This window comes from Pantoea sp. (assembly GCF_032114055.1).
In the GTDB taxonomy this organism is placed as follows: Bacteria; Pseudomonadota; Gammaproteobacteria; order Enterobacterales; family Enterobacteriaceae; genus Pantoea.
Map to the genome: position 1 here is coordinate 109,245 of NZ_DAMCTB010000010.1, position 12,708 is coordinate 121,952.

At 56.3% G+C, this 12,708-nt stretch carries 12 protein-coding genes; 3 read left to right on the plus strand and 9 right to left on the minus strand.

What is annotated here, in order from left to right; all coding sequences use genetic code 11:
• Positions 1-42: 42 nt before the first annotated feature.
• The 3 genes from RT657_RS16115 to manX all read right to left on the minus strand — a co-directional run bounded on the left by RT657_RS16115 (position 43) and on the right by manX (position 2,727).
• Positions 43-888, minus strand: a complete 846-nt coding sequence (locus RT657_RS16115) for a PTS mannose transporter subunit IID (protein WP_313655658.1) — start codon at positions 886-888, stop codon at positions 43-45.
• A gap of 15 nt (positions 889-903) precedes the next feature.
• The gene (locus RT657_RS16120) at positions 904-1,704 is read right to left on the minus strand and encodes a PTS mannose/fructose/sorbose transporter subunit IIC (RefSeq protein ID WP_313655714.1); all 801 of its coding nucleotides are present in this window, start codon (positions 1,702-1,704) and stop codon (positions 904-906) included.
• Positions 1,705-1,770: 66 nt separating this feature from the next.
• Complete coding sequence (gene manX, locus RT657_RS16125; protein ID WP_313655659.1) at positions 1,771-2,727, minus strand: PTS mannose transporter subunit IIAB; 957 nt, start codon at positions 2,725-2,727, stop codon at positions 1,771-1,773.
• A gap of 507 nt (positions 2,728-3,234) precedes the next feature.
• Between manX and RT657_RS16130 the strand changes: the two genes are divergently transcribed.
• Positions 3,235-4,815, plus strand: a complete 1,581-nt coding sequence (locus RT657_RS16130) for a TerC family protein (protein ID WP_313655661.1) — start codon at positions 3,235-3,237, stop codon at positions 4,813-4,815.
• Between the two features lie 95 nt (positions 4,816-4,910).
• On the opposite strand, the gene RT657_RS16135 is transcribed toward RT657_RS16130, so the two are convergent.
• The 4 genes from RT657_RS16135 to pabB form a co-directional block, all read right to left on the minus strand.
• On the minus strand, positions 4,911-6,473 hold the full coding sequence (locus RT657_RS16135; protein WP_313655662.1) for an EAL domain-containing protein: 1,563 nt from the start codon (positions 6,471-6,473) through the stop codon (positions 4,911-4,913).
• A 222-nt stretch (positions 6,474-6,695) separates the two neighbouring features.
• The gene (locus tag RT657_RS16140; protein ID WP_313655663.1) at positions 6,696-8,060 is read right to left on the minus strand and encodes an L-serine ammonia-lyase; all 1,365 of its coding nucleotides are present in this window, start codon (positions 8,058-8,060) and stop codon (positions 6,696-6,698) included.
• Between the two features lie 182 nt (positions 8,061-8,242).
• On the minus strand, positions 8,243-8,806 hold the full coding sequence (locus RT657_RS16145; protein WP_313655665.1) for a CoA pyrophosphatase: 564 nt from the start codon (positions 8,804-8,806) through the stop codon (positions 8,243-8,245).
• Positions 8,790-10,169, minus strand: a complete 1,380-nt coding sequence (gene pabB / locus RT657_RS16150; protein WP_313655666.1) for an aminodeoxychorismate synthase component 1 — start codon at positions 10,167-10,169, stop codon at positions 8,790-8,792. The genes RT657_RS16145 and pabB overlap by 17 nt, the downstream gene beginning before the upstream one ends.
• Before the next feature lie 110 nt (positions 10,170-10,279).
• Between pabB and RT657_RS16155 the strand changes: the two genes are divergently transcribed.
• Complete coding sequence (locus RT657_RS16155) at positions 10,280-10,474, plus strand: YoaH family protein (protein WP_111138868.1); 195 nt, start codon at positions 10,280-10,282, stop codon at positions 10,472-10,474.
• Positions 10,475-10,486: 12 nt separating this feature from the next.
• On the opposite strand, the gene RT657_RS16160 is transcribed toward RT657_RS16155, so the two are convergent.
• The gene (locus tag RT657_RS16160; RefSeq protein WP_313655667.1) at positions 10,487-10,831 is read right to left on the minus strand and encodes a RidA family protein; all 345 of its coding nucleotides are present in this window, start codon (positions 10,829-10,831) and stop codon (positions 10,487-10,489) included.
• 67 nt (positions 10,832-10,898) lie between these two features.
• A complete protein-coding gene (locus RT657_RS16165; RefSeq protein ID WP_313655668.1) occupies positions 10,899-11,258 on the minus strand; it encodes a hypothetical protein in 360 nt (119 codons plus the stop codon).
• Positions 11,259-11,598: 340 nt separating this feature from the next.
• On the opposite strand from RT657_RS16165, the gene RT657_RS16170 reads away from it, so the two are divergent.
• The gene (locus tag RT657_RS16170; protein WP_313655669.1) at positions 11,599-11,766 is read left to right on the plus strand and encodes a hypothetical protein; all 168 of its coding nucleotides are present in this window, start codon (positions 11,599-11,601) and stop codon (positions 11,764-11,766) included.
• The last annotated feature ends 942 nt before the right edge of the window (positions 11,767-12,708 follow it).

Here is a 12,708-nt window from a genome sequence, read left to right on the forward strand (position 1 = left end):
ATCCTGTTTGAGCCGGGCGTCGGGGTGCCCGGCAGTGTGCGATTACAGACCGAGCAGGCCGATCCAGTAACCAAAGATACCGATGGCAAAGAAGCCAACGATAATCCACAGCGCATTCACCTTACGGCGTAACAGCCACATACAGCCAAAGGTGAGCAGCAGCGGTACGATGCCCGGCATCAACTGATCGAGAATGGACTGCACCGTGGTAACGGTGGTTTTACCAGTCGAATCTGTGATGCGTGACACCACCAGTGGGATGTTAACGTGCGTCCACTTATTGACCAGCGCCCCCATCACAAACAATCCCAGAATCGAGGCGCCTTCCGTCAGTTTCTGCAGAAAACCGCCACCCATGTCGCTGACGATATTGATCCCTTTGCGATAGCCATAGGCCACGCCATAGTAACGGGTCAGCAGGCGCGCCAGATTGAACAGCACAAAGAACAGCAGCGGGCCCAGCAGGCTGCCGCTCATGGCAATACCGGCACCCAGTGCGGCGAAGACCGGACGCACCGTGCCCCAGAAAATGGGATCGCCCACCCCGGCCAGCGGCCCCATCAGCCCGACCTTCAGCCCGTTAATTGCGCCATCGTCAATGGCTGCGCCGTTGGCGCGCTGCTCCTCCATCGCCATGGTGACGCCCAGCACCGGCGCGGCCACATAGGGGTGAGTGTTAAAGAACTCCAGATGCCGCTTAATCGCCTGTTTACGCGCCTCATCATTCTCCGGATAGAGACGGCGGATCACCGGCACCATCGAGAAGCAGAAACCCAGCGCCTGCATACGTTCAAAGTTCCATGAGCCCTGGAACAGGTTGGAGCGCAGAAAGACGGCGCGGACATCGCCGGCAGTCAGTTTCTTTTCGACCCTGTTTATATCGACCATATACTCACCTGTTCCTTAATCGAGTTCGTTATCGAGATCGTTTGTGGTCGCGGCAGCGGCAGGCGCACCTGCCGCACGGTTATATTTCGGGCTGAGCTGGATATAGAGCACCGCCATAACCACGCCAATCACGCCCAGCGCCACCAGGTTGAAGCTGGTGAAGGCCGCCGTCACAAAGCCCAGGTAGAAGAAGGGCATCAGGTAGCCCGCGCGCATCATGTTGATGACCATCGCGTAACCGACCACCACAATCATGCCACCCGCGATATTCAGCCCGTTCGTCACCACTTCCGGTATCGAACTGAGCAGGGCGTGCACCGCGCTGGTGCCGACGGAAATGGCCACGATGAGCGCCGGGATGGCGATACGCATTGCCTGCAACAGCAGGGCGGAGACATGGATCCAGGAGATGGCTGTAAGATTGCCCTTTTCGGCGGCTTTGTCTGCTGCGTGCTGGAAGGCAACGGTCAGCGTCCGCACGATAATCGTCAGCACCTGTCCGGCGGCGGCCAGTGGGATCGCCAGCGCGATACCGGCGCCGACGCTCTGACCGCCCGCAATAACCAGAATGGTCGAAATAATTGAAGCAAGGGCGGCATCGGGTGCCACCGCAGCGCCGATATTCATCCAGCCCAGCGCAATCATCTCCAGCGTGCCGCCGATAATAATGCCGGTTTTCATATCTCCCAGCACGATACCGATCAGGGTGCACGCGACCAGTGGGCGGTGAAACTGGAACTCATCCAGAATCGAACCCATCCCGGCAATACAGGCAACAATAAATATTAAAATAATCTGTAGCGAGGTTATTTCCATCATACTTCGTGTCCTCAGCAGGATAACGGTAATGCGCCCGGAAACGCAGACGCAGATGGGCATCTGTCACGCATTCACTTTTGCAATTAAATCCATCATTTTCAGTTTCTGGTCGCTGGAGACTTTGCGGACTTCCAGCTCAATATGGCGTTCATTAAGTTTGCGGAAGGCGGCAATATCTTTCTCATCGACCGAAACCGCATTGTTGACCTGCGTCTTTCCCTGCCGGAATGCCATCCCGCCGATATTAACGGAGGTAATCTCAACGCCCTGTTCCACCACCCGCACAACATCGGTCGGATTGGTAAACAGCAGCATGACGCGATCCTGGCCATACTTCGGGTTATTCCACACCCGCACCATCTTATCGACATCCACCACATGCGCCGTCACGCCCGGCGGAGCGACCTGGGTAAGCAGGGTTTTACGAACGTGATCGTTAGCCACCTCATCGCTGACCACGATAATGCGCTGAACGTTGGTCTCTTTGGTCCAGCGCGTCGCTACCTGTCCATGGATCAGACGATCGTCAATGCGCGCCAGACCAATTTTCATGTGATCGCCCGGCGCCATCGGCTTCACTGGCGGCGCAGACATGGCCGGTTTAACACTGGCGGGAGCGGTTTCAGTGGCTTTCAGGGCTTTCACCCCCTCGCGACCGGTCTCGACCGCCACCGCTACCAGCGCCTCAAACGCAGGATTATCGTCACGCGCCATCAGCGTTTCGACCAGCATCGGAATATTGACACCGGCGACGACCTCATACTGTGGCCGGTCGACCACGATCCGGCTGGCCGCGTTAAACGGACTGCCGCCCCAGGTATCGACCAGAAACAGCACCCCCTGGCCGGTATCCAGTTCCGCCAGCTTTGCCTCATATTTTTCAATCAGCGTGTCTGCATTTTCACCGGGCACAAAATCTATCCAGCCGACATTCTCCTGCTCGCCCAACAGCATTTCTGCTGTTTTCAGCAGTTGTTCCGCGGCCCAGCCGTGTGTACCAATTACAATTGCAATGGTCACCTGCTACCTCCGTTTGCTAGCGTTGCTCATCTGAGGGGATGAACGGTTTTGAGTTTTGTACTGCTTATCGGTTTAACCGGATCTCCTGACGTTCAGGTACGGCGTCGGAAAAGGGGATTACGTTGGGAATAATCATGAAGTCGGGATTTATTTTAGTGAGCGAAAAAATAAATGATGTGACGTCTGTCTGTTATTTATCCGCTTCCGGACTCCACGCGTCTGTTTATGCTTCTGCTCATCTCTGCTGCAGATTGTAAAAATGAGAAAATTTTTTGACGCCGTTTTGCGAACTGATACATTAACCTTCTGTTTATTACTCAGGAGTATCGGGCTTCAGCCCACCTTTATGGATCGTCACCGACGTCGCTTAATCTGTTCTCTGCGCCTGCTGGCGCGTCACCTCTCGCCTGACGGCGTTTTCCACGTTTACCTGACTGACCGGATGTCACGCTTTGCTGCGCTGACAGGCTTCGGCTCGTCTGGTTCCCTGATCCGGAGTCATAAATAATGGAATTTTTATTCGACCCCTCAATCTGGGCGGGTTTACTGACGCTGGTGGTGCTGGAAATTGTTCTCGGCATCGACAACCTGGTCTTTATCGCCATCCTGGCCGATAAGCTGCCGCCAAAGCAGCGCGATAAAGCGCGCCTGATTGGTCTGTCGCTGGCGCTGGTGATGCGTCTGGGGCTGCTGTCGCTGATCTCCTGGATGGTGACGCTGACAACACCGCTGTTCAGCGTAGGCGGCTTCAGCTTCGCGGGCCGCGATCTGATCCTGCTGGCTGGGGGACTGTTCCTGCTGTTTAAGGCGACGATGGAACTGCATGAGCGGCTGGAGAATCGCCAGCTCGAAGGTTCCGGCAATCGCGGTTACGCCAGTTTCTGGGCCGTGGTAACGCAGATCGTGGTACTGGATGCCGTCTTCTCACTGGATGCTGTGATCACCGCTGTCGGGATGGTGAACCATCTGCCGGTGATGATGACCGCTGTGGTGATTGCGATGGGTGTGATGCTGCTGGCGTCGAAGCCGTTAACCAACTTTGTTAACGCGCACCCGACCGTGGTGGTGCTCTGCCTGAGCTTCCTGCTGATGATTGGTCTGTCGCTGGTGGCAGAAGGCTTTGGTTTCCACATTCCAAAAGGCTACCTCTATGCGGCCATTGGCTTCTCGATCCTGATTGAGCTGTTTAACCAGATTGCCCGGCGTAACTTTATCCGTCATCAGTCGAACCGCCCGATGCGTGAGCGCACCGCCGAAGCGATTCTTCGTCTGATGGGGGGACGCAACCGCGCACAGACCGCCAGCAGCAGTAACAGCGGTTCCGGTGAAGAGGTGGCGCTGGCCGAAGCGATGCCGCAGGAGGCGTTCAAAGATGAAGAGCGCTATATGATTAATGGCGTACTGACGCTGGCGTCGCGCTCTATTCGCAGCATCATGACGCCGCGCGGCGAAATCTCCTGGGTTGATGCGAATCGTCCCATCGATGAGATTCGGATGCAGCTGCTCGATACGCCACACAGCCTGTTCCCGGTCTGCCGGGGTGAACTGGATGAGATTGTCGGCGTGGTACGTGCCAAAGAGCTGCTGGTGGCGCTGGATCACGGCATGGATGTGGCGACCTTCGCGGCCAGCACGCCGACCATTGTTGTGCCGGAAACGCTGGACCCGATCAACCTGCTTGGTGTGCTGCGTCGCGCCCGGGGCAGTTTTGTCATCGTGACCAACGAGTTTGGCGTGGTGCAGGGGCTGATCACTCCGCTGGATGTTCTGGAAGCCATCGCGGGTGAATTCCCGGATGAGGATGAAACGCCCGATATCATTGCCGATGGTGACGGCTGGCTGGTCAAAGGGGGCACGGATCTGCACTCACTGCAGCAGCTGCTCGACTTCCATGAGCTGGTCGATCCGGCAGAAGATCATGCGTCACTGGCGGGCCTGCTGATTGCTCAGAAAGGGCAATTGCCATTGCCGGGCGATGTCATTGATATCACGCCACTGCACTTCCAGATTATTGAGGCGACTGACTACCGTATTGATCTGGTGCGTGTCACCAAAGATAAGCCGCACGATGAGGATGATGAGGCGTAATTGTCTGCGGCAGGCTTAATCTGCCGTGCCGACCTCTGACAGCCGCTGCCTGACCGCCGCGGCTGTTTTTTGCCTGTGCCACAGCAGGCGCAGGCTCAGGGACGGATGTCTGCCTGCCGGGCAGCCAGCCAGGCCGGGAAGTCCTCCAGCGGCATCGGACGGGCATAGTAGTAGCCCTGCAGATGGTCCACGCCACGCTCACGCAGGTAGGCTGCCTGCTCGGCCGTTTCCACCCCCTCGGCCACCAGGCTGATGTTCAGGCGCTGGGCCAGGGAGATCACCATATCCGTTACCGTAGCGTTAATGGCGTCTGTGCCGACAGCCGCCGTAAAAATTTTGTCGATCTTCAGCACATCGGGGTGCAGATCTTTCAGATAGGAGAGTGAACTGTGGCCGGTGCCGAAGTCATCAATGGCCAGCCGCACGCCGATATCATGCAGCTGCGTAATCACCGACTGATCGACGACCGGCAGTGCATCCCGCTCAGTCAGTTCCACCATCAGTTTCGGCACGGGCATAGCGGGCCACCAGAGATTCTGCAGATCTTCAAGGATGGCACGATCGCGGAAATGGCTGGCGGCCACGTTAATGGCAATATGAAAGTCAGGATCCTCAGGCAACTGCGGTAATGCGCTGACCACCTCGTTCAGCACAAAGCGTGTCAGCGGTTTAATCAGATTCTGCCGCTCGGCCAGCGGAATAAAGACATCGGGAGCAATCCAGCCCTGACGGGCGTTGTGCCAGCGTAACAGCAACTCAATGCCATCGCACTCGCCGCTTTTGCTGTTGATCAGCGGCTGGCAGTACACCATAAATTCACGCGCCGTGATGCCATAACTGATCTGCCAGCTCAGGCTCATGCGGTTCGCGGTGGCCAGCCAGACGATGTAGCCAATCAGCAGGCTCAGCATTAGCGCCAGCGGCAACTGCGAAGGCAGCGTGGCCAGCGCCAGCCGGGTCGGCGAAGGACCATAGAGCGTCAGGCTAAAGGGATAGCGCAGTGAGTTCTGCTCGTAGCTTACCTCGTCATCTGCCGGTACCGTGGCCTCAATCAGCGGATTGCCATACTCCAGGCTTTGGCCATTGACGTTGAAGACGGCGCGCTCCACCCAGGGCAGCTCCGGCTCAAGCAGGTAATTACTCATCATTTCGATATTAATAACCTGCAGAATGCCGGAGCGGTTATCCAGGTTTCTGGGCGTCCAGAGCAGCAGCACCGGCGACCCTTTCAGCAGATAGCGATCTGTAGAGAGCCCCATACGCTGGTTGTTAAAGGCCAGGTCGGGATACGTTTCACTGAAGGGAATGGCGCGCGGGCCATAAATACTGGAGCAGTAGAGCGTATCGTTATCGACCAGCAGGATCGCCCTGACCGTCTGAAGAGAGGCAATTTTCTCAATAAGTGGAAAGCGGGCATCCTGGCAAGGCACGCCGACCAGACCCAGCATGTTACTTGCTGACACCTCCAGCGGGGAGAACATCCGGTCGAACCGCATTATGGCTTTGTCGGCAAAATCCATCGCCTGCTGCTCAATACGCGACTTTTCTTCAAAATAGCGGAAAGCCAGCGTCAGAATCAGCACCAGAGTGGCGATCAACAGCGCGATGAGCAAACGCTTGCGTCTGAACTGTCCAACATATTGCTGGGCCATAAACATCAGTTTCCACCTTCCCTAAAGCCAGAAATAAGCAATACAACGGGATGAGTATCGGCACGAACAGGCCAGAGCTGAGGCCGTAATGCAGAAAAGCGGGTCTGGAAAACAGGGCAAGCCGGACGGCTGTGCGGAAAATACTTTACCCTGTAATCCTGCGCTGAGATAGCGCAGGATACGGATTTTATTACGTTTGCACGTTATGTAAACAGTCAGAAGGGCGTATTAATCGCACTGAACCTTAATCGCCAGGCCGCCACGTGAGGTTTCACGGTATTTGGCATTCATATCCTTGCCGGTTTCATACATGGTTTCGATAACCTTATCCAGCGACACGCGGGGTTCGCTGGTGCGGCGTAGCGCCATTCTCGCGGCGTTAATCGCTTTCACTGAGGCAATCGCGTTGCGCTCGATGCAGGGCACCTGCACCTGTCCTGCAACCGGATCGCAGGTGAGTCCAAGGTTATGCTCCATGCCGATCTCAGCGGCAACGCAGACCTGCTCCGGACTGGCGCCCAGCAACTCAGCCAGACCGGCTGCCGCCATCGAGCAGGCGACACCGACTTCACCCTGGCAACCCACTTCGGCACCTGAGATGGAGGCGTTCATCTTGTAGAGCACACCAATCGCGCCGGAGGCGAGAAAATAGCGCAGGAAAATATCGGGCGTGACCGGCTCGATAAAGTGATCGTAGTAGGCCAGCACCGCAGGCACGATACCGCAGGCACCGTTAGTCGGTGCGGTGACCACGCGTCCACCCGCGGCGTTCTCTTCATTGACGGCCAGTGCAAACATATTGATCCAGTCAATGACGATCATCGGATCGCTGGAATGTTTGGTGGAGGAGGTGAGCAGACGACGCAGGGAGGCGGCACGGCGTGGAACCCGCAATGGGCCGGGCAGCACGCCTTCGGTATTCAGACCGCGATCGATACAGGCCTGCATCGTCTGCCAGATGGTGGCGAAATAGGTCTGGATCTCTTCACGGCTGTGCAGCGCCAGTTCGTTTTTCATAACCAGACCCGAGAGTGACAGGCCGGTTTCGCGGCAGTGAGCCAGCAGATCTTTGGCGGAGTGGAAAGGCCAGGGCACAGAGACTTCATCCAGAGCCGACTGGCCGAAATGCTCTTCGTCGACAATGAAACCGCCACCCACAGAGTAGTAGGTTTTTGACAGGATCAGCAGGTCACCCGCAAACGCGAGCAGGCGCAGACCATTTTCATGCAAGGAGAGATTCTCACTGCGAAACACCATGCCGCCTTCGCGCGGGAAGTCTACCTCATGCTCGCCTTTTGCCAGCAGCAGTCGCTCACGCTGTTCGACATCTTTAATAAAGGCGGGGATGGCATCAATGTCCACGGTATCCGGTGATTCACCCGCCAGACCCATAATAATGGCGATGTCAGTGTGGTGGCCTTTTCCGGTCAGGGAGAGCGATCCATACACATCCACGGCGATCCGGGTCACCCCCTGCAGCTTTCCCTGTTCGCTCAGCAAGTCCACAAACTGTTTGCCCGCCTTCATCGGGCCGACAGTATGCGAACTCGAGGGGCCGATGCCCACTTTGAACATGTCGAAAACACTAATCACAGGTGACACTCCTCACAATTATTATCAGTCTGCCGGGGCAGTTTATGGCGCTAATAGTAATGGTCATGCACCGGAAAAGAGCAGCTTTTCGCATGAAATAAACTTATTAAAACCAGTAGAAAAAATTATAGCGCACCCCGACAGGTTGCTGGTGTGCCAGGGCGATAAAGCCCGGGAGGACGTCAGAAAGCAATCTGAGCACTCAGTGAACGAATAATTCCCGCGGTCATGCCCCAGACCAGGTAATCCTGATAGCGTGACAGCCAGACCGGATGACGCACGCCCGCCCGGCTGATTTCCAGCACGCTGTAGCGGCTGAGCTGCAGGGCCTCGGCCAGCGGCATTTCAAAGGCGCTGCTGACTTCATCCGGATTGAGCGTTAACCGCAAACCGGACGGAATGATCCCCAGCACCGGCGTCACCTGAAAACCCGTGCTGCTGGTCACGGCAGGCAGCAGACCTAACACGTCGACCTGCTGCGGATCCAGTCCGATCTCCTCCTGCGCTTCGCGCAGTGCCGTGGCAATCAGCGAGGCGTCGGTTGCATCCTGCATTCCGCCGGGAAAGGCAACCTGCCCGGCGTGTTTGCGGAGCGCGCGCGATCGTTGTGTCAGCAGCAGGCCGGGCTCAGGCCTCGCCACCACCGGCACCAGCACCGCAGCATGGCGACCGGAGAGGTGCTGACTGCTGCCGCCAGGCTGCTGCAACAGAAAACGGCTGCGAAAGGTATCAAGCGTCAGGGCCAATGGCGCCTCCGATCTGTTCCAGTGCCGGTAAAATCCGGCTGACTTTATCAAGCGTTTCCTGATATTCCGCCGCTGGATCGCTGTCGGCGACCAGGCCGCCACCGGCGGCACAGTAAATCTGCTGGCCCTCGGCGATTAGCGTGCGGATGGTGATGCTGGTATCCATCCGTCCACAGAGACTGAGATAGCCGATGCTGCCACACCAGGCATTGCGACGCTGGGGTTCCAGTTCATCAATAATCTCCATCGCCCGGATTTTGGGGGCGCCGGTTATTGAGCCGCCCGGGAAACAGGCGCGCAGCAGCTCGGTGGCCTTTAGGCTGTCAGGCAACTGCGCCCGCACCGTGCTGACCAGGTGATGAACCGCAGGGAAGGGCTCAACCACAAACAGTTCCGGCACGGCGACCGAGCCGGGCACGGCGACGCGGCCGATATCGTTGCGCAGCAAATCAACAATCATCAGATTTTCGGCCCGATCTTTCTCCGCATTGCGCAGCGCCTCAGCCTGTTGCGCATCGGCAACAGGATCGCTGCAGCGTGGCCGGGTGCCTTTTATTGGCCGGGTTTCAATCTGTTTCTGGTTCAGCGACAAAAAACGCTCGGGCGACAGGCTGAGAATGGCACTGCCAGGCAGACGCAGAAACGCGCTGAACGGCGCGCGGTTGGCCGCATTCAGCCGGACGAACGCCTCCCACTCATCACCCTGATAACCTGCCTGAAAGCGCTGGGCCAGGTTGACCTGATAACAGTCGCCCGCCTGAATGTAGGCCTGCACTCTGTCAAAGCGGACGGTGTAGTCGGCATAACTCAGGTTCGAACGCCAGCGACTGGTCAGTGAAAAGGGGGCGGCCTCACGCGCAGGCCAGGCTGCCAGCCAGGCGGCACGTGCCGCCACGTTCTCCGTTGCCACCAGCGTCAGTGTCTGCTGATGATGATCGGCGATGAGTGCCCAGTCATAGATTCCCACTGCCATGTCCGGGGTCGTCAGATCGGCAACGGCATGCTGTGGCAGGAGTTCAAACCGGCGGCCAAGATCATAACCAAACAGGCCCAGCGCCCCGCCCTGAAAGGGCAGGGCTTCGCTGGGCTCTGGCGTCCCGCCCAGCGCATCACACTGCTGCTGAACCAGCAGCAGCGGATCGGCAGTGGATTCCCGGCTGCCGTTCTGGTCACTGACGGTCGTGGTCGCGCCCCGGGTGACCAGCGTCGCACGCGGGTCGGCGGTCAGAATATCAAAGCGGTTATCGCTGTGGCTGGCCTGTGCAGAGGAGAGCAGCATTGCCCATGGCAGATGGGAAAGGGGTGCGAAACGCTGCGTCAGCGCATCCGGGGTGTAGTTAAGCGTCAGAGTTTCAACAATCATCGTGCAGAGAAATCAGCAGGCTAAGAGGCGGTCAGACTGACATATTTTTTCCTGACTGGCACCTGTTTGTTCCTCGTGGGATACTGTCAGCCCCAACGCAGGAGTCGAACATGATCACAGGATTACCGGCGCTCTCTCATGAGCAGCAACAGCAGGCCGTCGAACGCATTCAGGAATTAATGGCAGGCGGACTGACGAGCGGGCAGGCGATCGCCCAGGTGGCGCAGGAAATTCGCGAGAGTCATACGGGTGAACAGATTCGGGCGCTATTCGACGACGAAGATGACGAGAACGAAGAGGAATAACGCCCGGCAAGGTTAGCGGGCGGCGATAATCTTGATTTCGATTTTATATTTCGGATTTAACAGCCCGGCCTGAACCGTGCAGCGCACGGGTGCCTGACCCGGAGAAACCCAGGCGTCCCATGCGCGGTTCATCGCAGGAAAATCGGCTTTATCGACCAGAAACAGCGTCGCATCGAGGATTTTGCTTTTGTCGCTGCCCAGCCGGGTCAGCATCGCATCAATGACTGCCAGCGCATTCGCGGTCTGCGCTTCGGCATCGGCGTCCAGGTTTTCTGGCACGCTGGTGTAATAGATCGTGTCATTATGAATGACAGCTTCGGACATGCGGTGTTCCGGATCAATGCGGGTAATGCTCATCGGTTTCTCCCTGGTTATTTGCGCATTAGCCTGGCACACTCCTGACACCGCTGTCATCCTTTACGCCCTACAGGCAGCGCTGAACAATCGCCTGTCTGTCCGCCATCACCTCAGGCGCCATCCGGAAGGTAGTGAAATATTTCACCTCTGACCCTTTCCGGTAAGAGGCGATATCCGCAAAGATCGAATCTTCCCAGGTGTAAACACTGATGTCACTGCCTCTGGGCTGGGTGTGAGTGGTGTTATCACGGGCAATGACTGTCGTTGTCGACCAGCCGCGATAGATACAATCGCTGAGCTGCGGAACCGTTCGGGTGCTCTGCCCCTGAAATAAAGGTGGCTGCTGACGTGCCTGGTCAGGGGTGAGTGCCTGGCAGCCGCAGAGCAGCAGCACGCCAGCCAGAAAGCTGATGCGAAAAAAGGTCATAGCATTCCTCCGCCCGGAGCAGGCAGTCAGGTTAAAGCCTGGTGCCTGATACTGTCTGAATGACAATATTAAGCACGTCGTAGCGCGTCAGCCCCCGGAGGTTTTATGCCGGTATTGTGCTGATTTCATCAGTATAATTCGCGGAGTTGTTTCCAGCCTGTGATGCGCCTTATTTGATACCTTCATCACATCGTCACCGGACCGGATGAGCAGTGCGGAAACGGGGTGAAACCTGTGCTGGGTGCTGGCCGGCGACAGCACAGGGAGAATTGCAGGCGGGACAGGCTGAAAAATGTTATAAATCAAACGAAAGATAGCGCCACAGAAAGAGGATGAGGACATGGCGAACACGCAGTATCTGTTTTGGGTTATGGCAGGCGCACTGACGCTCCTGTTTGTTGTGGTTTCAGCCTTTGTCGGTCTGTCGAAAGGCCGCAGACAAGGCGTAATCACCTTTGTTGTCCTGTTTATCTTCATGCTGGCGGGCGCGCTCTATATCCGGGCCTGATGCAGGCGACTCAACGCGCTGTCATAGTGACAGGCTTCACTACATGGCTGGCGTTAAGCACGATGACAGCGTGAAGTCCGGGTTTATTTTTTATAGGGTGAATGCCTGAAACCCGAGAGGGGATCACTGTCAGACCAGTCAGGCCGTTCACCTGACATAATCGCCCGACGCTGAGCCGGGTTAATTTCCGTCGTAACGGGAGGTAAGAGTGCCTGGTTGTGCGGTGTGGCTGACTCTGCGGGGGGCTCTGCATTCAGAGAACACCCGCTCAGGGTGAGAAGCATCAGCGTGCAGCATCCTGATTTTAACATTAAATACCCTCCTGGTTTTTAATTAACTATGAAAGCAGCCAACGGCACTTGGGCTCATTTATCAGATCATAAAAGCAGGTTGAATCTGTTAACTTCCAGCTGTCAGAAAGATAAAATTTCAGTGCTGATATCCCTGAAAGATCTAAGGCATAAATAATCACTGGAATAACAGTAATATGTTCTCTTTCGCGCCGGGCTTTCTTTTCTCTGTTTATTCATAATAAAGAACCGTTCTCTCAACAACAATATGTATCGGGTGCGGATTAATAGTTTGTTTAAATTCTGAAGCTACAGGCATCTGCCTGCGGCTTTTTTCTCGCATGTTAGGTCCGGAAAGGCCAGGCTTATGATTCATTCCAACCTGGGTGAACGCACTGCATGCTTTTTGCTGCATTTTCAGTGATGAGTAACAGATGCAACTGCTTAGTCTGATGTCCCTGCGCGATAAGCGCAGGGGCAGACGTCAGGCAACAAACATTACCGGATTTATAGCTTGCAGTTTATCAGTGACTTATCTTTTCTTTACCTCGCTGAGAGCTGAAGTGTGCTGAACTCAGCTACACTTAACTCAAATAGCAAAAATGCTATTTTAACACCGGAGGTAATTATGTCTGAACGTCCTGATTACGAT

Excerpts from the sequence above, each read along its gene's own strand:
- RT657_RS16115 (WP_313655658.1), bottom strand. The coding sequence starts at position 888 with ATGGTCGATATAAACAGGGTCGAAAAGAAACTGACTGCCGGCGATGTC.
- RT657_RS16120 (WP_313655714.1), bottom strand. The coding sequence starts at position 1,704 with ATGGAAATAACCTCGCTACAGATTATTTTAATATTTATTGTTGCCTGT.
- RT657_RS16130 (WP_313655661.1), top strand. The coding sequence starts at position 3,235 with ATGGAATTTTTATTCGACCCCTCAATCTGGGCGGGTTTACTGACGCTG.
- RT657_RS16135 (WP_313655662.1), bottom strand. The coding sequence starts at position 6,473 with ATGTTTATGGCCCAGCAATATGTTGGACAGTTCAGACGCAAGCGTTTG.
- pabB (WP_313655666.1), bottom strand. The coding sequence starts at position 10,169 with ATGATTGTTGAAACTCTGACGCTTAACTACACCCCGGATGCGCTGACG.
- RT657_RS16155 (WP_111138868.1), top strand. The coding sequence starts at position 10,280 with ATGATCACAGGATTACCGGCGCTCTCTCATGAGCAGCAACAGCAGGCC.
- RT657_RS16160 (WP_313655667.1), bottom strand. The coding sequence starts at position 10,831 with ATGAGCATTACCCGCATTGATCCGGAACACCGCATGTCCGAAGCTGTC.
- RT657_RS16165 (WP_313655668.1), bottom strand. The coding sequence starts at position 11,258 with ATGACCTTTTTTCGCATCAGCTTTCTGGCTGGCGTGCTGCTGCTCTGC.
- RT657_RS16170 (WP_313655669.1), top strand. The coding sequence starts at position 11,599 with ATGGCGAACACGCAGTATCTGTTTTGGGTTATGGCAGGCGCACTGACG.